Origin of the sequence: Pseudomonas sp. IT-P100 (genome assembly GCF_949767185.1) — a bacterium.
Lineage (GTDB): Bacteria > Pseudomonadota > Gammaproteobacteria > Pseudomonadales > Pseudomonadaceae > Aquipseudomonas > Aquipseudomonas fluorescens_B.
This window is the reverse complement of sequence record NZ_CATKQK010000056.1, coordinates 201627-227811: the sequence shown is the minus strand read 5'-3', so window position 1 is coordinate 227811 and position 26185 is coordinate 201627. Positions and strand designations below refer to the sequence as shown.

Annotated in this window: 20 protein-coding genes and 1 pseudogene; 12 read left to right on the top strand and 9 right to left on the bottom strand. The window is 59.2% G+C overall.

All coding sequences use genetic code 11. The features are described 5' to 3' along the window. Positions 1-91 precede the first annotated feature (91 nt). Complete coding sequence (rarD, locus tag ACM6IQ_RS26420) at positions 92-979, top strand: EamA family transporter RarD (protein ID WP_017341158.1); 888 nt, start codon at positions 92-94, stop codon at positions 977-979. 215 nt (positions 980-1194) lie between these two features. Here the strand turns inward: rarD and ACM6IQ_RS26415 are convergent, their stop codons facing one another. Next, the gene (locus ACM6IQ_RS26415) at positions 1195-1713 is read right to left on the bottom strand and encodes a glycine cleavage system protein R (RefSeq protein ID WP_017341159.1); all 519 of its coding nucleotides are present in this window, start codon (positions 1711-1713) and stop codon (positions 1195-1197) included. Positions 1714-2269: 556 nt separating this feature from the next. On the opposite strand from ACM6IQ_RS26415, the gene ACM6IQ_RS26410 reads away from it, so the two are divergent. Then, positions 2270-4447: a malate synthase G gene (locus ACM6IQ_RS26410; protein WP_414880209.1), complete on the top strand. Its 2178-nt coding sequence runs from the start codon at positions 2270-2272 to the stop codon at positions 4445-4447. A gap of 161 nt (positions 4448-4608) precedes the next feature. On the opposite strand, the gene ACM6IQ_RS26405 is transcribed toward ACM6IQ_RS26410, so the two are convergent. After that, positions 4609-5055, bottom strand: a complete 447-nt coding sequence (locus tag ACM6IQ_RS26405; protein ID WP_414880208.1) for a response regulator — start codon at positions 5053-5055, stop codon at positions 4609-4611. A 254-nt stretch (positions 5056-5309) separates the two neighbouring features. Here ACM6IQ_RS26405 and ACM6IQ_RS26400 point away from each other — a divergent pair, with 254 nt between their 5' ends. From ACM6IQ_RS26400 to ACM6IQ_RS26360, 9 genes and pseudogenes are all read left to right on the top strand, one after another. Beyond that, entirely contained in the window at positions 5310-7250 is a 1941-nt protein-coding gene (locus ACM6IQ_RS26400; RefSeq protein WP_017341162.1) for a putative nucleotidyltransferase substrate binding domain-containing protein, read from the top strand. After that, positions 7247-7954, top strand: a complete 708-nt coding sequence (locus ACM6IQ_RS26395) for a PolC-type DNA polymerase III (RefSeq protein ID WP_414880207.1) — start codon at positions 7247-7249, stop codon at positions 7952-7954. The genes ACM6IQ_RS26400 and ACM6IQ_RS26395 overlap by 4 nt, the downstream gene beginning before the upstream one ends. 259 nt (positions 7955-8213) lie before the next feature. Then, positions 8214-8732 carry an RNA polymerase sigma factor gene (locus ACM6IQ_RS26390; protein WP_017341164.1) on the top strand — a complete coding sequence of 173 codons (519 nt, stop codon included), beginning with the start codon at positions 8214-8216 and terminating at the stop codon, positions 8730-8732. Continuing rightward, entirely contained in the window at positions 8729-9700 is a 972-nt protein-coding gene (locus ACM6IQ_RS26385; RefSeq protein ID WP_414880206.1) for a FecR domain-containing protein, read from the top strand. Before ACM6IQ_RS26390 ends, ACM6IQ_RS26385 begins: the two co-directional genes overlap by 4 nt. 179 nt (positions 9701-9879) lie before the next feature. Beyond that, positions 9880-12324, top strand: a complete 2445-nt coding sequence (locus ACM6IQ_RS26380) for a TonB-dependent siderophore receptor (RefSeq protein ID WP_414880205.1) — start codon at positions 9880-9882, stop codon at positions 12322-12324. A 72-nt stretch (positions 12325-12396) separates the two neighbouring features. After that, positions 12397-13527 carry a PepSY-associated TM helix domain-containing protein gene (locus ACM6IQ_RS26375; RefSeq protein ID WP_414880204.1) on the top strand — a complete coding sequence of 377 codons (1131 nt, stop codon included), beginning with the start codon at positions 12397-12399 and terminating at the stop codon, positions 13525-13527. Further along, entirely contained in the window at positions 13524-13715 is a 192-nt protein-coding gene (locus tag ACM6IQ_RS26370) for a hypothetical protein (protein WP_414880203.1), read from the top strand. Before ACM6IQ_RS26375 ends, ACM6IQ_RS26370 begins: the two co-directional genes overlap by 4 nt. Before the next feature lie 82 nt (positions 13716-13797). Beyond that, entirely contained in the window at positions 13798-14427 is a 630-nt protein-coding gene (locus ACM6IQ_RS26365) for a glutathione S-transferase (protein WP_414880202.1), read from the top strand. A gap of 121 nt (positions 14428-14548) precedes the next feature. Then, positions 14549-14736: pseudogene (locus tag ACM6IQ_RS26360) on the top strand (glutathione S-transferase); the annotation flags it as partial. A 1234-nt stretch (positions 14737-15970) separates the two neighbouring features. Here the strand turns inward: ACM6IQ_RS26360 and ACM6IQ_RS26355 are convergent. From ACM6IQ_RS26355 to ACM6IQ_RS26335, 5 genes are all read right to left on the bottom strand, one after another. Next, positions 15971-18769, bottom strand: coding sequence for an RHS repeat-associated core domain-containing protein (locus ACM6IQ_RS26355; RefSeq protein ID WP_414880201.1), 2799 nt, complete (start codon positions 18767-18769; stop codon positions 15971-15973). Positions 18770-18905: 136 nt separating this feature from the next. Further along, complete coding sequence (creD, locus tag ACM6IQ_RS26350) at positions 18906-20276, bottom strand: cell envelope integrity protein CreD (protein ID WP_017341172.1); 1371 nt, start codon at positions 20274-20276, stop codon at positions 18906-18908. 82 nt (positions 20277-20358) lie between these two features. Next, on the bottom strand, positions 20359-21786 hold the full coding sequence (gene creC, locus ACM6IQ_RS26345; protein WP_414880200.1) for a two-component system sensor histidine kinase CreC: 1428 nt from the start codon (positions 21784-21786) through the stop codon (positions 20359-20361). Then, positions 21786-22466 carry a two-component system response regulator CreB gene (gene creB, locus ACM6IQ_RS26340; RefSeq protein ID WP_031319163.1) on the bottom strand — a complete coding sequence of 227 codons (681 nt, stop codon included), beginning with the start codon at positions 22464-22466 and terminating at the stop codon, positions 21786-21788. The genes creC and creB overlap by 1 nt, the downstream gene beginning before the upstream one ends. A 74-nt stretch (positions 22467-22540) precedes the next feature. After that, the gene (locus ACM6IQ_RS26335) at positions 22541-23044 is read right to left on the bottom strand and encodes an ATP-dependent zinc protease (RefSeq protein ID WP_017341175.1); all 504 of its coding nucleotides are present in this window, start codon (positions 23042-23044) and stop codon (positions 22541-22543) included. A gap of 250 nt (positions 23045-23294) precedes the next feature. On the opposite strand from ACM6IQ_RS26335, the gene ACM6IQ_RS26330 reads away from it, so the two are divergent. Next, positions 23295-24182 carry an acyltransferase gene (locus tag ACM6IQ_RS26330; protein WP_414880199.1) on the top strand — a complete coding sequence of 296 codons (888 nt, stop codon included), beginning with the start codon at positions 23295-23297 and terminating at the stop codon, positions 24180-24182. A 1-nt stretch (position 24183) separates the two neighbouring features. Here the strand turns inward: ACM6IQ_RS26330 and ACM6IQ_RS26325 are convergent, their stop codons facing one another. Together ACM6IQ_RS26325 and fdhA are read right to left on the bottom strand one after the other, a co-directional pair. Further along, positions 24184-24732: a DUF2780 domain-containing protein gene (locus ACM6IQ_RS26325; RefSeq protein ID WP_414880198.1), complete on the bottom strand. Its 549-nt coding sequence runs from the start codon at positions 24730-24732 to the stop codon at positions 24184-24186. Positions 24733-24901: 169 nt separating this feature from the next. Beyond that, positions 24902-26101, bottom strand: a complete 1200-nt coding sequence (gene fdhA, locus ACM6IQ_RS26320) for a formaldehyde dehydrogenase, glutathione-independent (RefSeq protein WP_017341178.1) — start codon at positions 26099-26101, stop codon at positions 24902-24904. Positions 26102-26185 lie beyond the last annotated feature (84 nt).

The following is a 26185-nucleotide window of genomic DNA, read 5'->3' as shown; positions in this document are numbered from 1 at the left end:
CACAATTGCCCGACGTTTTCGGACGGGACATTCGTAGACAAATCTCCTTACAATCCCCTTCTTTAGTTAGCTGCCTAAGCAAGGATTCTGCATGCAAGCCGCCAACCCGCGTCGCGGGTACATCCTGGGCCTGAGTGCCTACATCATCTGGGGCCTGTTCCCGATCTACTTCAAAGCCATCGCCAACGTGCCCGCCGTGGAGATCATCATCCATCGCGTGCTCTGGTCTGCGCTGTTCGGCGCCTTGCTGCTGATGGTATGGAAGCATCCGGGCTGGTGGCGCGAGCTGCGTGAAAACCCGAAACGGCTGGCGATCCTCGCGCTGAGCGGCACGCTGATCGCGGCCAACTGGCTGACGTATGTCTGGTCGGTGAACAACGGGCGCATGCTCGAAGCCAGCCTCGGTTACTACATCAACCCGTTGGTGAACGTGCTGCTCGGCATGTTGATCCTCGGCGAACGGCTGCGGCGCATGCAATGGATCGCCGTGGGGCTGGCCGCAGTCGGTGTGGCGCAACAGGTATGGCAAGTCGGCAGCCTGCCATGGGTATCGCTGGTGCTGGCGTTGACGTTTGGTTTCTACGGGTTGATCCGCAAGCAGGCGCCAGTCAAAGCCCTGCCCGGTCTGGTGGTGGAAACCTGGATGCTGGTGCCGATTGCCATTGCCTGGCTGTTATTCAATCAGACGGCCATGAGCGCTCAGCCCGAGTTCTGGACGACTAGCGAAGCCTGGTGGCTGGTTGCCGCCGGGCCGGTAACCCTTGTGCCGCTGGTGTGTTTCAACGCCGCCGCACGGCATTTGCCCTACACAACGCTGGGATTCCTCCAGTACCTGGCGCCGACATTGGTGCTGCTGCAAGCCGTACTGCTGTTTGGCGAACACTTGTCGTCCAGCACGCTGGTGGCGTTTATCTTTATCTGGGCCGGGCTTGCGGTTTATAGCGTCGATGCGTGGATAAGTTTGCGCCGTCGCAGCTGATCAAAAATCGTACGAACTTCTACAGGCCACGTATTTCGTGGCCTGCATCGATCCTTCCCAAGGTTATCCACAGCGTGATCCCCGGCGTTTGTGTGCAACTCGTTGAATCTGATGGTTTTTTGATCAGTTCCTGAAGACGCCCGGCCGGCGTGGGCTGGCGGGGTGTCTCTACAGGTTATCCACAGGCAGGTGCACGTATAACTTGGATAACCCTGTCAGGGTTCGCTGCGCAGGACCAATTCCACCATCAAATCGTCCGCCAGGGTTTCCAGGCGCGACTGCAACACATCCAGAGAAAGCGTCAGCGGCACGGCGAGAATCGCTTCAGCGTGGAACAGCGGCTCGCTGCTCATCGGCGCCGGGCGCACTTCCGTAACCAGTCGTTCCAGGTTGACCCCCTGCTCACTCAACAGACGCGTGATGTCGCGCACGATCCCCGGGCGGTCGTTGCCCACCAGCTCCATGGCAATCGGTTTCCAGGTGCAGGATTGTTCGATGCCGCTTTCGGCAATCAGCACGCGAATGCCATGGGCCGACAACGCCTGCAGGGCATCGACCAATTTCTCGTAGGCCTCGGCCGGCACGCCTACCCGAAGAATCCCGGCAAACTGCCCGGCCATGCGTGACATACGGCTTTCCAGCCAGTTACCGCCGTGCTCGGCAATGCACTGGGCGATGCGCTCGACCTGCCCAGGTTTGTCCGGCGCGAAAACAGTGAGTACGAGGTGGTCCATGGCGCAGCCCTCTGGTCATGACTTTTGTTATAGAAAGGCAAGTATAGGCAACGGTTGACCGATGCTTTGGGCAGACCCGGATTCAGCGTCATGCGGATCCGCCTCATCGCGGGCAAGGTTATGCACAATCCTGTGAGAGCGGGCTTGCCCGCGATGAATTCACCACCGGACCCGACGCCCACACATAAATCGTGTACAACTTCTTATATTTAACTGGAACAATCTCATACTTTTTTGAGAACATCCCCATCCCCGACGTGACTGCAATGCGTCACGGGGTCGCAGAACGACGTAATTAGTCTAATTTTCACAACCGCAATTCATCATGTAGTATGCCGCAGCGCGCACTACATAACGTTGGATCGATGTCTGCCACAGGCGCGGTCGCAGCCCTGAAAGCCCTATCAGCAAGGCCTCAACGCCGTTGATCGGTTCCATCCCAGCCGCCCGAAATGGCATGTACTGGTGGAAGGGGTTTGTGGTTTAAATAGCCAGAGGCTTCATTGTTAATTTGAAGAGCTGAAAAGCGAAATAGCTGAGCAGAGTGAGGCAAGCAATGACTGAACACGTTCAAGTCGGTGGCCTGCAGGTCGCCAAAGTCCTGTTCGACTTCGTGAACAACGAAGCCATTCCCGGAACCGGCCTCACCGCCGACAAATTCTGGGCCGGTGCCGACAAGGTCATTCACGACCTGGAGCCGAAGAACAAAGCCCTACTCGCCAAACGCGATGATATCCAGGCTCGTATCGATGGCTGGCACCAAGCACGTGCTGGGCAGGCGCACGACGCCGTGGCTTATAAAGCCTTCCTGCAAGACATCGGTTATCTGCTGCCAGAAGCGGCCGATTTCCAGGCAACGACGCAAAATGTCGATGACGAAATCGCCCGCATGGCCGGCCCGCAGCTCGTGGTGCCGGTGATGAACGCCCGCTTCGCGCTCAATGCTTCGAACGCCCGCTGGGGCTCGCTGTACGACGCGCTCTACGGCACCGACGCGATCAGCGAAGCTGACGGCGCGGAAAAAGGCAAAGGCTACAACAAGGTTCGTGGCGACAAGGTGATTGCCTTCGCCCGCGCCTTCCTCGACGAAGCCGCGCCTTTGGCCGCCGGCTCCCACGTCGATTCCACCGGCTACAAGATCGTTGACGGCAAACTGGTGGTCGCCCTGAAAGGCGGCAGCAACAGCGGCCTGCGCAACGACGCGCAGTTGATCGGTTTTCACGGCGATGCAGCGGCACCCACCGCGATCCTGCTGAAGAACAACGGCCTGCACTTCGAAATCCAGGTCGACGCCAGCACCCCGGTCGGCCAGACCGACGCGGCCGGCGTCAAAGACATCCTGATGGAAGCCGCGCTGACCACCATCATGGACTGCGAAGACTCCGTCGCCGCCGTCGATGCCGATGACAAAGTGGTGATCTACCGCAACTGGCTCGGCCTGATGAAGGGCGACCTGTCGGAAGAAGTCTCCAAGGGTGGCAAGACCTTTACCCGTACCATGAACGCCGACCGCACCTACACCGGCGTTGATGGCAAGGAACTGAGCCTGCACGGTCGCTCGCTGCTGTTCGTGCGCAACGTTGGTCACCTGATGACCATCGACGCGATCCTCGACAAAGACGGCAACGAAGTGCCGGAAGGCATTCTCGACGGTCTGATCACCAGCCTGGCAGCGATCCACAGCCTCAACGGCAACAGCTCGCGCAAGAACAGCCGCACCGGCTCGGTCTACATCGTGAAGCCGAAGATGCACGGCCCGGAAGAAGCCGCGTTCACCAACGAGCTGTTCGGTCGCATCGAAGACGTACTCGGTCTGCCGCGCAACACGCTGAAAGTCGGGATCATGGACGAGGAACGCCGCACCACGGTCAACCTCAAGGCGTGCATCAAGGCGGCCAGCGAGCGCGTGGTGTTCATCAACACCGGTTTCCTTGACCGCACGGGCGATGAAATCCACACCTCCATGGAAGCCGGCCCGATGGTGCGCAAGGCGGACATGAAGGCTGAGAAGTGGATCGGCGCTTACGAGAACTGGAACGTCGATATCGGTTTGAGCACCGGCCTGCAAGGTCGCGCGCAGATCGGTAAAGGCATGTGGGCCATGCCGGACCTGATGGCAGCGATGCTCGAACAGAAAATCGCTCACCCGCTGGCCGGTGCCAACACCGCCTGGGTTCCCTCGCCAACGGCGGCTGCGCTGCATGCGCTGCATTATCACAAGGTCGACGTGTTCGCCCGTCAGGCGGAACTGGCCAAACGTGCCCGCGCTTCGGTGGACGACATCCTGACCATCCCGCTGGCGGTAAACCCGCAGTGGACCGCGGAACAGATCAAGAACGAACTGGACAACAACGCCCAAGGCATTCTCGGTTACGTGGTGCGCTGGATCGACCAGGGCGTGGGCTGCTCGAAAGTGCCGGACATCAACGATGTCGGCCTGATGGAAGACCGCGCCACGCTGCGGATTTCCAGCCAGCACATCGCCAACTGGCTGCGTCACGGTATCGTCACCGAAGAGCAGGTGATGGAAAGCCTCAAGCGCATGGCGCCGGTGGTTGACCGTCAGAACGCCAATGACGCGCTGTACCGTCCGCTGGCGCCGGATTTCGACAGCAACATCGCCTTCCAGGCGGCGGTCGAGCTGGTGGTTGAAGGCACCAAACAGCCGAACGGCTACACCGAGCCGGTCCTGCACCGTCGTCGTCGCGAGTTCAAGGCTGCCAATGGCCTGTAACTGAGCGGTGATACCGGATAATGAAAAAGCCCTGATCGAAAGATCAGGGCTTTTTTGTTTAAAGCAAAGTCAAAAGATCGCAGCCTTCGGCAGCCCCTACAGGTGTACTCAGTCCCCTGTAGGAGCTGCCCAAGGCTGCGATCTTTTGATCCTCTAACAATTCACGAATCCATCCCCAACTCATGCTTGACCAACCCCAGCAATTTGCCGGTATCGATGGGCTTGAGCAGAAAATCCACCACGCTCAAATGCATCGCAGCAATTGCGTCCTTCACGTCGGCATCGCCCGAAACGATGATGATCGGCATGGCTGCCCGTACTGACTCACGCACCTGACGAACCAACTCCAGGCCATCAACCTGGCCCATCCGCAGATCAGTGATCACCAAACCAATGGAGGGCTTCTCGCTCAACATCTTGAGGGCTGTCTCGCCGCTGGCCGCAGTCATGCAACGAATGCCATCCAGACCCAGGATTTCCGAGAGCAGCTCCCGGGCGTCCTTGTCATCATCGACGATCAGCACCCGCTGCGGTGGCAAGTCGGGTTCCAGCATGACGGCACTCAGCGCCTCGCGCTCGGCGTCACTCAAAATATCGTGGTCGGACATGGCTTACTCTACGTTTTCATTTCTATTCCCTAGCACATCCGTCAGACATCGCTAAGTGGCGCAACAATGTGCACTTCGTCGGATTTATTTCCTATAGATGAAAGGATAGATTCTTCCCAAGATTGCGTAAGGTATTTCCGAAATTTCATCACCGGAAGGCCCGACCTAGACTTACGTCCAATGGGCACCTCGCGCTCCGGGGCCGACCATGGCCGAGTCATCCGACAACAACAATTCGAAAAAAGACTGCGGTAATGGTTATGAGTAAAGCGGACGCCTTCACACAGGCAGGAAAAACCGCGGTTTTGCAAAACATCCAGGGCACTTTGCAATTTCTGCAGCGTTTCCCGCCCTTCAATCAAATGGAACACGCTCACCTGGCGTACCTGGTGGAGCAATGTCAGCTGCGTTTTTATGCGCCCGGCGAAAGCATCATCAAGCCCGCCGATGGCCCGGTTGAGCATTTCTACATCGTCAAACAGGGCCGCGTCGTGGGTGAACGCCCCCACACGGCCAAGGGCGGCACGGAAACCACCTTCGAAATCACCACCGGCGAGTGCTTCCCCCTCGCTGCGCTGCTGGGTGAACGTGCGACGCGCACCGAACATCTGGCAGCCGAAGACACCTTTTGCCTACAGCTGAACAAGCTGGCGTTTATTAAACTGTTCGCGCTTTCCAATGCCTTTCGCGACTTTGCCCTACGCGGTGTCAGCAGTCTGCTGGATCAGGTCAACCAGCAAGTCCAGCAAAAAGCCGTGGAGACCCTCGGCACTCAATATTCTCTGAATACCCGCCTTGGCGAATTGGCCATGCGCCATCCGGTGACGTGCAGCCCGATTACGCCGTTGCGCGAAGCCGTGACCCTGATGCACGAGCAGCAGGTCGGCAGCATTGTGGTGGTCGATGAACACAAGGCGCCGCTGGGCATTTTCACCCTGCGCGACCTGCGTCACGTGGTGGCCGAAGGCACCAACGACTTCAACGAAGCCATCGAATTGCACATGACCCACGCGCCGTTTTTCCTGACGCCGGACCACAGTGCCTTCGATGCGGCGATTGCCATGACCGAGCGGCATATTGCCCACGTTTGCCTGGTCAAGGATCAGCGCCTGTGCGGCGTGGTCTCGGAACGTGACCTGTTTTCCCTGCAACGGGTCGATCTGGTGCACCTGGCGCGGACCATCCGCAGCGCCCAGAAGGTGGAAAACCTGGTGGCGATGCGCGGCGAGATCGGTCAATTGGTGGAACGCATGTTGGCCCATGGCGCGTCGTCGACCCAGATCACCCACATCATCACCCTGCTCAACGACCACACCGTGTGCCGGGTGATCGAACTGACTCTCGCCGAGAAAGGCGACCCCGGTGTGCCGTTCAGTTGGCTGTGTTTCGGCAGCGAAGGCCGCCGCGAACAGACGCTGCATACCGATCAGGACAACGGCATTCTGTTCGAAGCACGGGACGCCGCGCATGCCGCCGAGATTCGCGGCAAGTTGCTGCCTATCGCTCAACAGATCAACCAGAGCCTGGCGCTGTGCGGGTTCACCCTGTGCAAGGGCAACATCATGGCCGGCAACCCTGAGCTGTGTTTGTCCCGGGCCGAATGGGCGCGGCGTTTTGCGGCGTTCATTCGTGAAGCGACGCCGGAGAACCTGCTGGGTTCGAGCATCTATTTCGACCTGCGCGTGGTTTGGGGCGACGAGCAAAGCTGCGAGCAACTGCGTCGGGGCATTCTCGATCAAGTCGCTGACAACCGCCTGTTCCAACGGATGATGGCCGAAAACGCCCTGCGCAACCGCCCGCCCGTAGGCCGTTTCCGCGAGTTTGTGCTGGCGCGCAAGAATGGCGAGAAGGCGACGCTGGACCTGAAAGTCCAGGGTCTGACGCCCTTTGTCGACGGCGCCCGATTGCTGGCGCTAGCCCACGGCATCGAGGCCAACAATACGCTGGAGCGCTTTCGCCAACTGGTCGAAAAAGAAGTCATCGAACGGCTGGACGGTGCAGCGTATGAAGAGGCGTATCACTTCATCCAGCAAACCCGCATGCAGCAACATCAGCTACAGACCCGGGAGAACTTGCCCTACTCCAACCGGGTCGATCCCGACAGTCTCAATCACCTGGACCGAAGGATCCTGCGCGAATCCCTGCGTCAGGCCCAGCGCCTGCAAAGCAGCCTGACATTGCGGTATCAGTTATGAGCCTGTTTTCGTGGTTGCGCCCGGTGGGGCCGATGTTGTCCGTGGAATTGCAGCAACGTCTGCAACGCTTGCCGGCGGGCGCCGAGCTCAGAGAATGCAGCCTGCGCGAACAGCGCTGGGTGGTGCTGGACCTGGAAACCACCGGGTTGAATATGAACAAGGATCGGGTGCTGTCCATCGGCGCGGTGGTGATTGAAGACGGGGCGATCGACTTCAGCCAGCAGTTCGAACGCACCCTCCAATGCACGGATATGAAATTGGCGCCCAGTGTGTTGATCCATGGCTTGGGCCCCAGCGCGATCGCTGCCGGCAGTGATCCGGCGCAGGCCCTGCTCGAGTTCATGGAGTTTGTGGGCGACAGTCCGGTGTTGGCGTTTCATGCGCCGTTTGATCAGCACATGCTCGGGCGCGCGTTGAAGGATCATCTGGGTTACAAGCTGCAGCATCCGTTTCTGGATGTGGCGGATATCGCCCCGCTGCTGTGCCCACAGGCGCACATTCGCGGGGCGGGGCTGGACGAGTGGATCGACTGGTTCAAGCTCGAAGTGTTCGAGCGTCATAACGCCAGTGCCGATGCGCTGGCGACTGCGGAACTGGCGTTGATCCTGTTCAGCCGGGCGCGGCAGCAGCAGATTCATAGTCCGTTGAATTTGCAGCAGCGCGTGAGTCAGTGGAAACGCAGGCAGCGAACGCCTTCTTTTTAGACTTCCTGCCTATCTCTGTGGCGAGGGAGCTTGCTCCCGCCGGGATGCGAAGCAGCCCCCCTGCCTTCTCCAGTCAAATCGCGTTCGCAGGTTTTGCGACTGCTGCGCAGCCGAGCGGGAGCAAGCTCCCTCGCCACAGGTTTACTTTGCGCAATGCCCTGAAACCCACCTGACCAGTGGCCAATTGCTTACCTCCCCCGCCTCTGCCACAATCGCGAATAATTCTCGTTAGTTAACACTTCCCAATCGGTGATGCCGCGTGTCGTCAGTCCAAAGCCCCCACAGTGAGCTCGTCGGTGCGTTATATCGTGACCATCGCAGCTGGCTATTGGCCTGGCTTCGACGCAATGTCGCTTGCCCGCAACGGGCAGAGGACCTGAGTCAGGACACCTTCGTGCGGTTGCTGGGCCGTGATCAACTGAACGAACCGCGCGAACCTCGGGCGTTTCTGGTGGCGATCGCCAAGGGTCTGCTGTTTGACTACTTCCGGCGTGCCGCGCTGGAACAGGCTTACCTCACCGAACTGATGCTGATCCCCGAAGGCGAACAGCCATCGGTGGAAGAACAGCAACTGATCCTCGAAGACCTGAAAAACATCGACCGCCTGCTCGGCAAACTCTCCAGCAAAGCCCGGGCAGCGTTTCTCTACAACCGTCTCGACGGCCTCGGCCACGCGGAAATCGCCCAGCGCCTGGGCGTATCGGTGCCGCGGGTGCGTCAATACCTGGCCCAGGGCATTCGTCAGTGCTATATCGCGCTGTACGGTGAGCCGATATGAGCGCGGTCAGTTCCAAACCGGTGTCGGCGCAGGTGCTGGACGCGGCGATTGCCTGGCAATTGTCGCTGGATTCCGGCAACCCGGTGGAGCGCGAAGAGTTCGCCAAATGGCACGCCGCCCACGAAGAACACGCCCGCGCCTGGCGCCAGTTGGGCATGCTCGACCAGCGTTTCAGCGTGGCCAGCGGCCCGGCCCGCACCGCATTGCTGCAATCGCGCGAAAGCATTCGCCGACGTGTGCGCAAACTGGGCAGCGGCGTGGCGAGCATCGTGGCGGTGATTGGTTTGGCGCTGTTCGCCGGTGAGCGTTATCTGCCGGTTGACTATTGGCTGGCCGATCAGCGCACCGCCACCGGCGAGCAACGCACTTTGCGCCTGAGCGACGGCACAGTGATCAACCTCAACACCCACAGTGCCGTGGACGTGCGCTTTGATGAGAAGCAGCGCCGGGTGATTCTTCAGGACGGGGAAATCCTCGTCGAAACCGGTCATGGCGATGCGCGGCCGTTTATCGTCGAAACCCGCGAAGGCAGCATGCGCGCACTCGGCACGCGTTTCCTGGTCAAGCGCGAGGAAGAAGGCACGCGCCTGAGCGTGTTGCAGTCCGCCGTTGCCGCCCATCCCGAGTCGAGTCCTGAAGAACAGATTCTGCGCGAAGGCCAGCAGGTGCTGATGCGCAGCAACGGCCTCGGGCCGATCATCGCGCTCAACCTCGGTGCCGATGCCTGGACCCGCGGCATGCTGGTGGTGGATAACGCGCGTCTGGAAGATCTGGTCCACGAACTCGGTCGTTATCGCCGCGGGCATCTGGGCGTTGCACCAGAGGTGGCCGACCTGCGGATCACCGGCAGTTTTCCGTTGCACGATACCGATCTGGCGTTGAGCGCTCTGTTGCCGACCTTACCGGTGCAGATCGAACAGCACACGCAATGGTGGGTGACGGTGGCGAAGGCTGAAGCCAAGCCTTGAGGCAGACCATTTGTGGCGAGGGAGCTTGCTCCCTCGCCACAGGGTTGGGTCCATGCCTCAAGGCTGATGCGTACAGATTCACTAGCTGAATCGAAATTATTTTCATCCAGCCCTATCACTTCTGGTTTTTCGTTCGGCACCTAGGCAATTGAGAAGTATTCCCTTTCAGGAGCCGCCGTATGTCCCGTTCGCTAGACACCTTGTTGCGCCCCAGTTTGCTGGCGGTCGCCATTGCCCTCTGCACACCTCTGGCCAGCAACCAACTGATCGCAGCTGAACAGGCGTCCAGCGTTCGCGCCTACACTCTTCCGGCTGCGCCATTGGCCAGCACGTTGAACCAGATCGCCAGCCAGTCCGGCCTGGCGTTGTCGCTGGATCCGGCGCTGGCAGCGGGCAAGATGTCGGCACCGGTCAATGGCCAGTACGATGCCACCGGCGCCCTGCGCGCGGCCTTGAATGGTACCGGCCTGCAACTGGAACAGAGCAGCACCGGCACCTACAGCCTTGTGGCCGCGCCTGAAGGTGTGATGGCCCTGCCAGAAACCGCCATCATCGGCGTTGAAAACACTGAAAGTGCCTGGGGCCCGGTGGAGGGTTACCTGGCCAAGCGCACCGCCGCCGGCACCAAGACCGACACTGCGCTGGTTGAGGCGCCGCGTTCGATTTCGATCGCCACCCGCGAACAAATGGACGACCGTAGTGTGCACAGCCTCGATGACGCCGTGCGCTACATGCCGGGCATCACCGCCAGCAGTTTCGGCAGCGACACCCGCACCGACTGGCTGCGCGTGCGAGGCTTCGAACCGACCCAGTTCCTCGACGGCCTGCCGTTGCCCAAAGGCGTGTATGCCAACCCGAAACCGGAAACCTGGAACCTCGACCGCCTCGCCCTGCTGCGCGGCCCGGCTTCGTCGGTCTATGGCCAGACCCCGCCGGGCGGTTTGCTGGACATGGTCAGCCGTCGTCCCAGCGCCGAGTCGAGCCATGAAATCCAGGTGCAATACGGCAGTGACAATCACCGCCAGATCAACTTCGCCAGCACCGGCAAGATCGACGACGAAGGCCAGTTCCTCTACGGCGTCAGCGGCGTGGTTCGCGACAGCGGGACGCAGATCGACCACATCGACAACAAGCGCTACAACATTGCGCCGAGCCTGACCTGGAACATTGACGACGACACCAAATTCACCCTGCTCACGCAGTTCACCCGTGACGATACCGGCATCACCAGCCAGTTCCATTCGATCCAGGGCACCAAAATCGACATGCCGTTCGGCGATATTTCCCACCACAAGAACCTGGGAGATCCGAACTACGAGTACTACGACCGCACCTACTACGCGCTGGGCTATGCCTTCGAACATCGTCTGAACGACGTCTGGCAGTTCCGTCAGAACCTGCGCTACACCAAGTCCGACCTGTCGTTCCAGGCCATTACCGTCAACGCCTACAACCCGGCGTTTGCCGCGTTCGGATTTGTCGTCGACGATCAGGGCAACACAGGGCGCGGTACCACCAATGTGGAAGAAGACATCAGCCAGTTCGCGGTGGACAACAACTTCCAGGGCGACTTCTCCACCGGCGATGTCCGTCATACGCTGTTGATCGGGCTGGACCACCAGCGCAACAACACCAACTACCTGTCGATCTTCGGGACCGCGCCGCGCATCAACGTCAACACCCCGCAATACGGCCTGCCGATCACTCGTCCACCGCGCTCCGATGCGTTCTATGACCAGGATCAGAAGACCTATCAGACCGGTTTGTACGTCCAGGACCAGATGGCCCTCGACCAATGGCGCCTGACATTGGGTGGCCGTGAAGACTGGGTCCATACCGGCACCAAGTTCTTCAATGACGAGAACGCGACTAACACCGAACGGGACAAGAAATTCAGCGGTAACGCGGCGATCAGCTACGTGTTCGATTCGGGCTTTGTGCCTTATCTTTCCTACGCCGAGTCATTCCAACCCACCAGCAACGCCACCGCATCGGCTACCGAGTCGTTCAAACCGACCGAAGGCCAGCAATGGGAGCTGGGCATCAAATACCAACCACCGGGCAGCAATACCTTGCTCAGCGCAGCGGTGTATGACCTGACCCAGAAAAACGTCTCTGTCACCACCACCGTCGGCAACGTGCCGATCACCAGCCAGACCGGGGAAGTGAAAGTCAAAGGCCTGGAGCTGGAAGCGGTCTCCGACGTCACCGACAACCTGAAAATCATCGCCGCCTACACCCTGGCCAAATCCGAAGTGCAGAAAGGCGATTTCAAAGGCAACCGACTGCAACTGATGCCCAACCAGCAGGCTTCGCTGTGGGCCGATTACACCTGGCACAACGGCGTGCTGGATGGCTTCGGCATTGGCGCCGGCGCCCGTTACACCGGCGATACTTACGGCGACCAGGGCAACACCACGCTGGGCAAGGCTGACGCCTACACCGTGTTCGACGCGGCGGTTCATTACGACCTGGGTCGTCTGGACAACAGCTTGAAAGGTGCCTCGCTGGCCGTGAACGCGACCAACCTGCTCAACAAGGATTACATCTCCACCTGTGACGGCTTCTACTGCTATTACGGCGACCTGCGCAGTGTCGTCGCCAGTGCCACGTACAAGTGGTAAACGCTTGATTTGATACGTGCTGTAACCAGGCCGTCCTTCGAAGACGGCTTTGGTATTTCTGAAGGCTGAGAAATGAAAAGCAAAACCATTCGCCGCTGGTCCTTCGTCCATACCTGGACCAGCCTGATCTGCACGGTCTTCCTGCTGATTCTGGCGCTGACCGGCTTGCCATTGATTTTCCATCACGAGATCGACCACTTGCTGGGCGATGCCGCCGAGTTGAAGGCAATGCCGGCCGATACCCTGCAGCTGAATTTGCAGCAACTGGTGCAGGCCGCGGAAAAACATCGTCCCGGCGAAGTCATGCAGTATTTCGGCTTCGACGAAGACGAACCCAACGCCGCGATCGCGATCATGGCGGCCACCGCCGGCACGGAACCGAATTCGTCCCACACCTTCATGCTGGACGCCCGAACCGGCGAAGCGCTGGAGATGCCGTCGGCCAATGGCGGCTTCATGATGGTCATGCTGCGTCTGCATGTGGACATGTTCGCCGGCCTGCCGGGCAAGTTGTTGCTGGCGTTCATGGGGTTGATGTTTGTCGTGGCCATTATTTCCGGAACGGTGCTGTACCTGCCGTTCATGCGCAGGCTGACATTCGCCACCGTGCGCCAGGACAAATCCACCCGCCTGCGCTGGCTCGACCTGCACAACCTGATCGGTGTCGTCACCCTGACCTGGGCGCTGGTGGTCGGGGTCACCGGCGTCATCAGTGCCTGCGCCGACCTGTTGATCGCCGCGTGGCGCAACGACAGCCTGAGCGCGATGGTCGCGCCGTACCGCGACGCACCACCGTTGACTCAACTGGCGCCGGCCACTCGCCTGCTCGACATCGCCAAGGAAGTCGCGCCCGGCATGCAGCCGGACTTCATCGCCTTCCCCGGCACGCGATTTTCCAGCGAACACCATTACGCGGTCTTCATGAAGGGCAGCACGCACCTGACTTCGCATTTGCTGACGCCGGTGTTGATCGATGCCAACACCCTGCAAGTCACCGCTGTGGCCGAACGACCGTGGTACATGGACGCCATGGGCATGTCGCAGCCGCTGCACTTCGGCGATTACGGTGGCATGCCGATGAAAATCCTCTGGGCGACACTGGATGTGCTGACCATCATCGTGCTCGGCAGCGGGGCTTACCTGTGGGTGGTGCGGCGCAAAGCCGCAAAACCCGTCATGGAAAAAGCGGAGAGCGTGGCATGAAACCCCGACAGTCAAACTTCTGGAAGGTCTTCGCCACGCCCACCGTTATCGCCCTTCTGAGCGCGACGGGGTTGTTTGCCGCGTTGCTGGGGGATGGCGTTTGGGATGCTCTGAGCTGGCTTGGATTAGGCATTCCAGCCGTCCTCGCCCTGCGCGGCCTCCTGCAACGCCGCTCCCGCAGGTTTTAGATATTGACCTCTCTTCGAGCCTCTTGAGCTGTCGGCCCAACGCGCTATGCTCCCGACACTGTCCACCGACCGAGATCCCGCCATGTCCGCCCCGAGCATGACCCTCTACCACAACCCGTTGTCGCCCTTCGTTCGCAAAGTCATGGTGCTGCTGCACGAAACCGGTCAGCAAGACCGCGTCGCCCTGCAAAACTGTGTGCTGACCCCAGTCGCCCCGGACCTGCCGCTTATCGACGACAACCCGCTGAGCAAAATCCCGGCCCTGCGCCTGGCGGACGGCAACGTCATCCATGACAGCCGGGTGATCCTCGATTACCTCGACCACCAGCACGTCGGCAACCCGCTGATCCCCCGTGAAGGCTCGGCCCGTTGGCGTCGTCTGACCCTGGCCTCCCTGGCCGACGGGATCATGGACGCCGCGGTGCTGGTGCGTTACGAAGTCGCCCTGCGCGCCCCGGAAAAACATTGGGACGAATGGCTCGATGGCCAGCGGGACAAGATCCGCCGCGCCTTGGCGTTGCTGGAAAAAGATGCGATTGCCGAGCTGACCAGCCATTTCGATGTGGCGGCAATCAGTGTGGCGTGTGCGTTGGGTTACCTCGACCTGCGCCATCCGGACCTGGAATGGCGCGAGTCGAATCCGCAGTTGGCCGCATGGTATTTCGAGGTGAGTCAGCGGCCTTCGATGCTGGCAACGATGCCGAAGGTTTAGATCTTCATTGGCTGGGCTGGGCTGGGCTGGGCTGGGCTAGCCTCTTCTCGTCCTGAGCCTTTCCGTCAACACGGTTTTGCTGTGTACGGCTCGCGGGTCAAAGGCGAGCCGTGCCGGAGCGAGGCAAGACCTGGTCTCCATTGCCGACGGGATCATGGACGCTTCGGTGCTTATCCGTTATGAAGTCACCCCGCACGCCCCGGAGAAACACTGGGAGGAGTGGCTGGATGGTCAGCGCGACAAGATTCGCCACAACTTGGCGCTGCTGAAAAAGACGCGGTTGCCGAGTTGACCAGACATTTCGATTTAAATCAGCATCTTCATCCAACTCCTGCGTACTACTACCCAACAGATCATCGAAACTATAACGAAGTTGATCTTTGACAATCCCAGAGGGCCGACCCTCTTCCCAATGCAATAAGCGAACAGAACTTAGTCCGGCCTCCGTTGTGATGACATGCAAAACTTCTTCATTGCTATCGGCGCCTTCCGTGCGAATTTCCAGACCGGGCAAATACCGTACCTGCGCCTTTCGGCTCACACCTCCCGCCAGCGAAGTGCGAAGTTTGCGAACCCGCATGCCTGCACTGTCGTAGACGTACCGTTCGCTGTCGTTCTCTGCCCCTGGTCGCTGGACCAGGATCACTTCTTCCAATTGATTGCGAGCCGTCCAGCGCAACGGCAGTCCGCCCCCCCCGTACCCCCGCAGTATCGGCGTGACGAATCAATCGACCGCATTGATTCCGGGCAATGACGTCAGGTTCGGATGCTCCGTAATACAGGCGCTCCACACAGTGCAATACAGCATTGGCGGACGCTTGTTCGATACTTGATGGTCTGCACATCAAATCGTACCCAAAGCACGTTGTATTGCCTGCGCCATCCCAGTTCTGGTGGACCTGTCCGGCTTCGCCCTGCAAGGCCAGTCGCCATCCCGCATCGATACTGACCTTCAACAACGGCTAACCGGACAAACCCGGAACGACTGTCAGAAACGATATCGAGTTACTTCCCGAGCCCAATCGGGGGTCCCAATGCACAACGGATCGTCCCGCCACATCAAACGTTTCACGCGTCACACGCGGCTCGGGCCGCACATCAGCGCTGGTCTTGAGGTAGTAGGCAACAGAGGCGATGGCTAACCCACGAGGGTCGACCACCGCCAACTTCGGAGTATTACGATGTAACGCATGCTTGGATTCCATGCCCAGACTCTCGTTGCGCAACCATTCGAGGTTAGACCAGCCTGCCGCAGTTCGCCTGATTCCTGGAACAATCCGGCGATCCGCGCAGCCAGGCGTGGGATGTCTTTGAGCTACCGTCGCGACTGGAAAAACACTTGGACAAACGGCTCGATGGCGACCTGCGCCATCCGGTTCTGGGGTGGTGCGACGTGAATTCGAAGCGGCGAACTGGTATTTCGAGGTGAATCAGCGGCCTTCGATGGTGGAAACCCGGCCGCAGACTTAAACAATGCGAACAAACCAAATGCACGGCTCCGCTTGGCGGCAAGCTCCCTTGATCACTCTAATGGCCAATGAAATCAATACTCCGGTACTGGCGAACGTGCAGGGCTTTTGGTCCGATTAAGGAAACGACCGAGTGCCGAAGTGCCAATGTACAAGGCTGCGAACGCCAAAGAATCTGCATTGTAAATCAGTGCTTGGGACCGATAGTCAGGATTGACTAAAATATCATTATTTATTTGATTGAGATTATTAGTACCAAACATCCCTATCAACTCATCATCGCTAATTTTTTTCTCGTGATAACCACTTAACAGATTACTTACCATTACTCTATCAGTGCCTTGCAATCCTTTACCAGCAATCTCCACTCTGGATTTAAGATCTTTAACCAAGTCTGGAATTTTATCCGAGAAAGTCCTTTCATAATAAAAAAAATCGTGTGTATTAAGCGCTAAATGAGAAACCTCATGAATCAATATTTGTACCAAACCAACCAAGGACCTATCATCACTACCCGCCTGACCATTAATAAAAATCCTCTTTTCCGGATCCATCTTGTACACAAACGCCACGTCTTTTTTTGCAGAATTCAAAAAAACAAACTGATCTTTTTTACTTCCAGACCTGTAAGAAATCATTTCATCTTTAAGCGTTTCAAACCAAGCTATCAGTGTTGGTTTAAATTTCTCACCGACTCCAGGACCATAAACATCGTCGAGCCTTGAGTCCATTGCCAAACCACTTTTCAACTCTTGAATCGCTTCAATTACAACGGTCTGAGCTACACCTAAGGCACGTTCGACATGTGCATTCTCTCGAGAAGATAATTTATATCGACCACGCGCAACAATGGTGTAACCGTCGTCTTCTACGTAACGTTCAAAAGCATCGCCCTTACCTGAATAAAGCCCAAACTCATCCCGATGAGTCACTGGATTATTACGCGCCATCCTATAGAAATTCAATCCATCGATAGCCCACGCCGGATCAGGGGTTAACCAACGTCCCAACCAAGGTGCGTAATATCGAAACCCATAATAGTAAAGCCCCGTCGCATCCAGCTCCTTGCCCGAATAACGCAAAAATTTATATTTCACTTCAACTTTAGAGCGCCCCATCCACCAGGCTGTCCCGCCGTATGGGTAGTATCCTTCGTAACTGATCAGGTCACCTCGGCCATCCAATTCCAATGTGCTGCTACCCAAATGATCATCAAGACTGTAACGCAATTGATCATCCGGCTGGCCGTGCACCCAGTGCAGGAGGCGAACATTGCTGCGTCCTGCCTGAACATTCAGCACCTGCAAAACTTCGCCGGGACTGTCCGCGCCATCGGTGCGGATCTCCAGACCCGGCAAATAACGCACATCCGCTATTCGGGAGACACTCGATGCCAGCGCATTGCGTACTTTGCGCACACGCATACCGGCACCGTCATAGATATAACGTTCACTGTCGCCGCGACCCTCTGGGCGGCTCACCAGAACGACTTCGCGAAGCTCATTGCGCGCCGTCCAGCGCATTAGTTGCCCCGGCGTCAGGAATTTGAGATTGCCGTTGCCATCGAAGCCCGCATCAAAATCCGGGACCTGCCCCTCAACCCGAGTCAGCCCTCGATTGCTGCCTGTGTCGATGACCATGAAGTGCGTTGGTTTATTGCTGTGGCGCTGTTCGAGCAGATTGCCGCCCGCGTCATAACACCAACTCTGACTGTAGTTTTGCAGTCGAGCGGGATCAGGAGGTTCAATCAGTTCAGGCCGCGCCGGGCCATTGATGGCTGACGCCACTTCACGCCCAGTAGCGCTGATCAATTGATATAGCGAGTCGTAACCATAGCGATTGATGGGGTCGACACGCTGATTGGCAAACCAGCTGACAGGCTGGGATTGATCATCCATACAGAGGATATTGCCCATGGCGTCATAGTCGTAACGAAAGTCCTGAAGGCACCGCTCACCTTTGATGGCGAGCAACTGCCGCAGTCTTCCATCGGCAGGATCGTAAACACTGGAACAGCTGACACCATTGCCCGCGGTTTCACGCTCAACCTGGCCGAACGCGTTGTAGGCGATGTCGCTGACCAACAATTGCTCTGACTTGCCCGCAACCTTCAGCCAAGTGCTCTGCAGCTGCCCCGACACGGTGTAGGCGTAACGGCGTGAATGCCCTGCCGCATCAATTTGCTCAAGCATTTCGCCCGAAGCACCATAGTGCCAATGGGTGCGGTAGGTTTTATCTTCGCCCTGTTCGAGCAAGGCGTTTTGTTGGTTCTCGGCCACAGGCCAACCCGGATGATCAAGTTCTGCCAGGAAGCACCGCGACTCCGTAAGCGGTTCGCCTTGCAGGCTGAAATCATGCACCTCCCGCCTACCGGCTGCGTCGGCATGACGAATCAATCGACCACACTGGTTTCGATCGCTAACGTCAGGTTCGGCAGCTCCGTAATACAAGCGCTCCACACATTGCGAGGCGGCATTGACGGACGCTTGCTCGACAATCAACGGCCTGCCCATCAAGTCGTAGTCAAACCACGTTGTGTTACCCGCGCCATCCCAATTCTGACGAACCTGGCCAGCTTCGTCCTGCAAGGCCAGCCGCCAACCCGCATCGACGCTGACCGTCAATACCGGTTTGCCCGACAAAGCGGGAACGATGGTCAGCGAAGCGATCGGCGTGCTGCCCGAACCCAAGCGCGCATCCCAATTCGCCACCGATCGCCCCGCCACATCAAACGTCTCACGCGTCACACGCGGCTCGGGGCTCGCATCAGCGCTGGTCTTGCGATAGTAGGCAACAGAGGCGACGGCCAATCCACGAGGGTCGACCACTGCCAGCTTCGGTGTATTTCGATGTAAGGCGTGGCCGGGTTCCATGTCCAGACTCTCGATACGCAATTGTTCGAGGTTAGACCAACCTGCCGCAGTTCACCTGTTTCCTGAAACAACTCGGCAATTCGCGCAGCCAAGTCTGCACCCACCCGCTGATCCTCACGCAACCCCAACGACCGGCTCATTCCACCACCCCGATATCAAACGCCAGCGGCTTGGCGGCTTTCTGCCCGATCCCGTACCAGTCCAGTTTCCGTGTCAGCACCATGAACACGCCGAGCAAGCCGAACAGCAGCAACGAGCCCATCAGCAGCGCGTAATCCTCGGCACTCAACAAGCCGTAGAGCAAGCCGTACAACGCGGCCAATCCCGCCGAAAAACTCAAGCCGTGACGCACGCTGCGCAGCACGTGGCAGACATAGAAGCCGATCAACAACACACAACCGCTGGCCGACAACAGATACGCCAGGGCAAAGCCGATGTGTTCGGACAACGACAATAACAACAGGTAGAAAAATGCCAGTGCCACGCCCACCAGCGCGTATTGCACCGGGTGCACGGCCAGGCTTTTCAGGACTTCGAAGAGGAAGAAACCGGCGAAAGTCAGAACGATGAACAGCAGTGCATATTTGATCGCTCGATCGCTTTTCAAATACTGGTCCACGGGGTCGATGAAGCTCACGCCAAAGCTGCGCCCGTTGAACGCGTCACAGTCGTTGCCGGATACGCAACTGCTCAGGGCTTCTTGCAGGTTGGTGGAGAAGAACGTCGTCTGCCAGTTGGCGGTGAAGCCCTGATCGGAGACTTCGCGCTGGGCCGGCAGGTAGTTGCCGATGAAGCTCGGATGCGGCCAGTTGGCGGCCAGCGACACCTTGCTCGTCTTGCCCACCGGGAGGATTTGCAGTTGACCGGTGCCTTGCAAACGCAGGTCGAAACCGAAGGCCAGTTCTGTGGGTTGCGTGGTGTTCAGCGCTGGCAACGTCACATGCACGCCCTCGCCCAGCCAGCCCACCTGACTGCCCGGCACGAAGTCCAGGCGCAGGTCATTGAGTTCCAGTTTCAACGCATTCTCGATGCCACGAATGTCGCTGATCCCGACCGCGAGAAACGGCAGGTCGAACTGGTAATCCGCGAAGTCTTCCTTGATGCCCAGTTGCGCCGGAACCGAGAAGTGCCCGCTGATGCGGTTGTCGGCGTGGAACAAGCGCGCCTCGTAAATGCCCCGGGAACGCAGTTCGGTCTGGACCTGTCCGTCGAGCTCGAAACGCTCCGGCAGGAAATACAAACGACCGCGTTCTTCTCCGACTTCCTGGTAACGCTCGTTGGTTTTTTCATTGAGTTTCCAGGTGCGCACCACTTTGCGATAGGGCACCACCATCAACGGTCCGCTCAGCCGCTGGCTGTAGCTGGAGCTGCGCGCGATGTCTTCGAGCACACCGTCGCGCAGTTGCTGACGGTCCTGGATCACGCCGTTGATCATCAGCAACGGGATCAGCAACAACAGAATCAGCAGGGCAATGGCCCCGAGTTTTAAGGTCAGATTTCGGTTCATGGGACTCTCCCTGTTTGGATGGGAAGAGTCTGGGATTGGTGTGTGGGGGTTTTGTGGGGGGAATGTGGAGACTTTGTGATCTTTAGCGGTCTGAAGGCAAATGCAGAGTCACTTCAACCCCGCCTTGGACATTGCCGATGTGCAACGTCCCGCCATGCAACTTCACCACCTCCTCAACAAAGTTAAGCCCCAAGCCGGTGCTCTTGCGCCCGCTCTCCGGACGCGGCAAGGAATAGAAACGCTCACTCAATCGCGGCAACGCGTAGTCGGGAATGGCCTCGGCCTGGTTGAACAGTCTGAATTCAATCTGCTCCCCGATCTGCTTCGCGCTGAATCGCAGCAAACCCTTCGCCGGCGTGAAATCCAAAGCATTTTCCAGCAGATTGCCCAGCGCCTGACGCAACAGAAACGGCTCGCCAGTGATCGCCAGGTCCGCTGGAATCGCCTGTTCCACCCGCAACTGCTTGCCTTCGATACGCGCGGCCTGGGCATTCAGCAACTCATTGACCAGCCCCGCCAACGGCACGGCCACTCGCTCTTCCAGCCCTTGGCGCTGCTCGACCTGAGCCAGATTCAACAGCCGCTCGATCAACTGCTGCATCCGCACGCTTTCACTGTCGATGTTGCTGACGAAACGCTGTTGTTGAGCCAACGGCATCTCGCCCTGCAGCAACTCCGCTGCGCCACGAATCGCCGCCAGCGGGCTTTTCAGTTCATGGGTCAGCGTGTGCACATAACGCTCGACGTAGGCTTTGCCTTCGAGCTGCGTGCGCATCTGCTCCACGGCGGTCGCCAGTTGCTCCATTTCGCCGCCGCGATAATGCGGAACCTCGACCCGTCGGCCTTCACTCACGGCTTTTGCATAAGCGGTCAAGCGCCGCAACGCTGCGCTCAGCCACCACGACAGCAGCGCGCCGAACAACAGACCGAGGCCGATCAGCCCGGCGCCATACGCGAGCAATCGACGCTCCGTGCGATCGACGTAAGGCTGCAACGAGCTGTTGGGTTTGGCCACGGTGACCACGCCAATGATCCGGCCGTTATCGCGAATCGGCGCACCAACGTGCATCACCGAAGAGCTGGCATCGTTCGGGTCGCTGCGACTGGAGCGAGCGCCGTACTCGCCGCGCAGGGTCAGCAAAACATCGTTCCATCGCGAATAATCCTGGCCTACCGCCACGCCGCTGGAGTCCAGGACCACGATGCCCTTCGCGTCAGTGACGTAGATCCGGTGGTTGACCTGATTCTTCGGCAGCCCCCAGATACTGGCGTTTGGCTGCCGCTCGCCATAGGCCCTGAGCAGTTCCGGCCAGCGGTTCTGGTTGAGCGTGCCGGCCTTGAAGTCGTCGCGCAGGATTTCGGCCATCAGGTTGGCGGTGTCGACCAGGGTTTCTTCGGTGGACTGACGTACGCCGGGGCGGATTTCTTCCATCACCGTGCTGAGCACGAAGTAACCCGTCAGGCCGATGAACAGCACATACACCAGGAAGATCCGGATCCCCAATGGCATCAGCTGTGGCCCGGGCTGTAGCTGTAGCCGAGGCCGCGATGGGTCTGGATCGGCTCGGCGCCGGCCTTCACCTGGCGCAATTTGGCGCGCACGCTCTTGATGTGGCTGTCGACGCTGCGCTCGTACCCGGCATCGGCGGCGACGCCCAGCGCATCGAGCAATTGCTCGCGACTGAAGACGCGTTCAGGTTGTTCGAGCAGGCATTGCAGCAGACGGAACTCGTGGCGAGTCAGGGTCAGCAACTGGCCGCGATAGCTGATCTGAACGCGCTCGCTGTCGATGCGAAACAGTGTCGGTGCAACCTCGGCCACCGCACGTGGCGCCATGCGCTTGAGGATAGCCCGCACGCGCGCCGCCACTTCCCGTGGGCTGAACGGCTTGACCACGTAATCGTCGGCACCGATTTCCAGGCCCACGACCCGATCGATTTCCGCATCGCGGGCACTGAGGAAAATCACCGGCACCTCGCTGAAACGCCGCAGTAGCTTGCAGGTTTCGAAGCCACTGATGTCGGGCAGGCCAATGTCCAGAATGATCAGATCGGCCGGGGTCTGCCGCTGAAGCTCCAGCGCGGCGACACCCAGGCTCAGCCAGGTGGTGGTGAACCCTTCGCCCTGCAAGGCGAAAATCAGGGTGTCGGCAATCGCCGCTTCGTCTTCGACAATCAGGATATGAGGCATGGCGTCCGAGCCCGGCAGTTGGGTGGGCGAACGGTGCCCCAAGCCTCACCTCACGTCAATGAGACCACTTGAAATCAGCAGTCGGGCTTGTCGGCAGTGAAACGTCGCGCCGGGTTCACGGCCGCGCCAAATTCACGCAGGGCTTTGGCGCCGATCAGCAGCGGGTAGTTGAAGCTGCTGCGGTCGGTCAGGTTGACCTCGACGGTGCGCTTGACGTTACCCAGGCACAATTCCAGATCGACCACCGGACGTTTGGTGGGCGCCGCGGCATCTTCATCCTCGTCTTCTTCGGAGCGGGTCTTGATCTTGCTGATCCGCGCGACCTTGTGCTCGTAGACCTTGTTGCTGGCGTCTTTGGTCGCGAGGCGGAAACGCACCCACTCATCGCCGTCGCGGGTGAAGGTTTCGATGTCCTTGGCCGACAGCGATGCGGTCAGGGCGCCAGTGTCCATTTTCGCCTTGAGGACTTCGCCGCCGATTTCCGGCAGCGCAATGTATTCGTAGCGCCCGTACAGGGTCGGCTCGGCGGCCAGGACCGGCAGGGCCACGAGGGAAAGCAGTGCGAGGAGGGATTTCACGTGATGGATGTCCTTTTTTTGAAAATAGGAGCGCAGAGGCCGAATTCTAGACCGCAAAAAACAACGATAGTTGGACGACCACACACTTCTGTGGCGAGGGAGCTTGCTCCCGCTGGGCTGCGAAGCGAACAAGTGCTCTCACAAAGCCGCAAGCATACGGCCAAGAAGGTGAAACATTCGTCACCGCCGATTTGGCCTGTCGCCCGAAGCTGCTTATCATGGCGCGCCCAAACGCTTTCAAGAGTTACTTATGCGCCGCCTGCTCACCGGCTGTTTCGTTACCCTGCTGCTGTTACTCAACACCCTGGTCCTGTTCGGGCCACTGATGGTGTTTGCCCTGTTCAAACTGGTCCTGCCCGGCCGCTGGCGTGATTACGCATCAACAGCGGTGATGTGGATCGCCGAGACCTGGGCCGAGATCGACAAGCTGATCTTCCGTCTGTGCATCCCCACGCAGTGGGACATTCGCGGCGGCGATGACTTGCGCCGCGACACCTCTTATCTGGTCATCAGCAACCATCAATCCTGGGTCGATATCCCGGCGCTGATCCAGACACTCAACCGGCGCACGCCGTTTTTCAAATTCTTCCTCAAGAAAGAACTGATCTGGGTACCGTTCCTGGGCCTGGCGTGGTGGGCGCTGGATTACCCGTTCATGAAGCGCTACACCAAGGCCTTTCTGGCGAAAAACCCGACGCTGGCGGGCAAGGATCTGGAGATTACCAAAGCGGCGTGCGTGCTGTTCAAGCGCCAGCCGGTGACCGTGGTCAATTACCTGGAAGGCACCCGCTACACCTCGGCAAAAAGCGCTCAACAACAGTCACCGTTCACGCATCTGCTCAAGCCCAAGGCTGGCGGCGTGGCGTTTGTGCTGGCAGCGATGGGTGAACAGCTGGACGCCATTCTCGATGTGACGGTGGTATATCCGCAGCAGAAGATCCCGGGGTTCTGGGATTTGATCAGCGGCAACGTGCCGAGGGTCATCATCGACATCAACACCCGCGAACTCGACCCCGCACTGTGGCAGGGCGATTACGAGAATGATGCGGCGTTTCGCGAGACCGTCCAGAACTGGGTGAACCTGCTCTGGATCGAGAAGGACCGGCGCATCGACGCCTTGCGCGCCGAGCGCCGCTGAATCAGCTGCCGGCGCCCCAGATTCCGCCCAGGCTCTGCAGCAGCGAACCGCCCACGCCCTGTTGACCGAAGTATTGAAGAATCAGTGGGGCAAACTGGCCGATCATGCCGCTGTCCATGTCCAATGCGCTGAACGCGTTGTTCAGGTCGTTGGTGTCCTTGACGTTGCCCAGCGCGTTATCCAGGCCGGCCGCCTTACCGCTCGAACCGAGCAACCCGGCGAGGACACCCAGTTCACCACCGCCGGACAACATGTCGATGCCCGGAACGCTCTTGGCCAGTTCCGAGTAGTCGGTCGAACTCAATTGATTCTTGGCCAGACCGAGCATCGCTCCGGTGCCGCCAACGACTTGCTGTGGTGTCAGGTTCAATTGGCTGAGCGCACCCAGCAGACCTGCCGTTTCAGAGGTCGGCGCTGCCGCTGTGGCAGCGTTATCGCCCTTCATGCCGGAAATGGCATTGGCCGCATCGCTCAGGCTGAACTGAGCAAAGACCGGGCTGGCCCCCAGGGTCATGAGCGATGCCAGTGCAAAACCGCGTGAAATCTTCATCCAGACATCCTCTTGTGCCATGAAAACCGCCCGGTAACAGGCGGAAAAGCTGCCGTTTTGACCGGTCTTGCGTCGGCATGTTCCTCAGCGCCACGTCCATTTTCCACCCGCTCGTCGACTCAAACAAAAACGGCGACCCGAAGGTCGCCGTTCTGTATTGCGTGAAGCCTTACGCCGCGCTGAACAGCTTGTGCGGATCGATCACAAACTTCTTCGGCACGCCCGCATCGAACTCGCCGTAGCCTTGCGGTGCCTGATCCAGGCTGATCACCTGAACGCCCACCACTTCGGCGATGTTGATGCGATCCCACATGATCGCCTGCATCAGCTGGCGGTTGTACTTCATCACCGGCGTCTGGCCAGTGTGGAAGCTGTGGGACTTGGCCCAGCCCAGACCGAAGCGAATGCTCAGGCTGCCCATTTTCGCGGCCGCGTCCACGGCACCCGGATCTTCGGTCACGTACAGGCCAGGGATACCGATTTTGCCAGCCACCCGAACTACACCCATCAGCGAGTTGAGCACGGTGGCCGGAGCCTCGTGTTTCACGCCGTCATGGCCGTGACCGCGCGCTTCGAAGCCCACCGCGTCGACGGCGCAATCCACTTCGGGTTCACCCAGCAGCGCAGCGATCTGTTCGTGCAGCGGGGTGTCCAGGGACAGGTCGGCAATTTCGAAACCCTGCGCCTTGGCGTGTGCCAGGCGAACAGTGTTGACGTCGCCGATGATCACCACCGCCGCGCCCAACAGGCGAGCGGAAGCGGCAGCCGCCAGACCGACCGGACCGGCACCGGCGATGTACACGGTGCTGCCCGGGCCAACGCCGGCCGTCACTGCGCCGTGGTAACCGGTCGGCAGGATGTCGGAGAGGCAGGTCAGGTCGCGGATTTTTTCCATCGCGCGATCGCGATCAGGCAGTTTCAGCAGGTTGAAGTCGGCGTACGGCACCATCGCGTATTCAGCCTGGCCGCCGGTCCAGTCGCCCATGTCGACGTAACCGTAAGCACCGCCCGGACGCGCCGGGTTCACGCTGAGGCAAACGCCAGTGTGCATTTCCTTGCAGGAACGGCAGCGCCCGCAAGCCACGTTGAACGGTACGGACACCAGGTCGCCGATTTGCAGGTTTTCGACGTCGCTGCCCTTCTCGATCACTTCGCCAGTGATCTCGTGGCCCAGCACCAGACCGGTCTGAGCGGTGGTACGGCCGCGCACCATGTGCTGGTCGGAACCACAGATGTTGGTGGAAACCACGCGCAGGATGACAGCGTGATTAATCTTCCTGCCACGCGGGTCCTGCATTTTCGGATAGTCGATTTTCTGTACTTCGACCTTGCCAGCGCCGAGATACACCACACCACGATTGCCAGACATGCTTTCACCTCGCTGTTGTTTTTATGTAGCGGTCGCGTCGCCACGGATCGGCGGCGCGTTGATTGCTCTGGTTGTTGCCTGTGT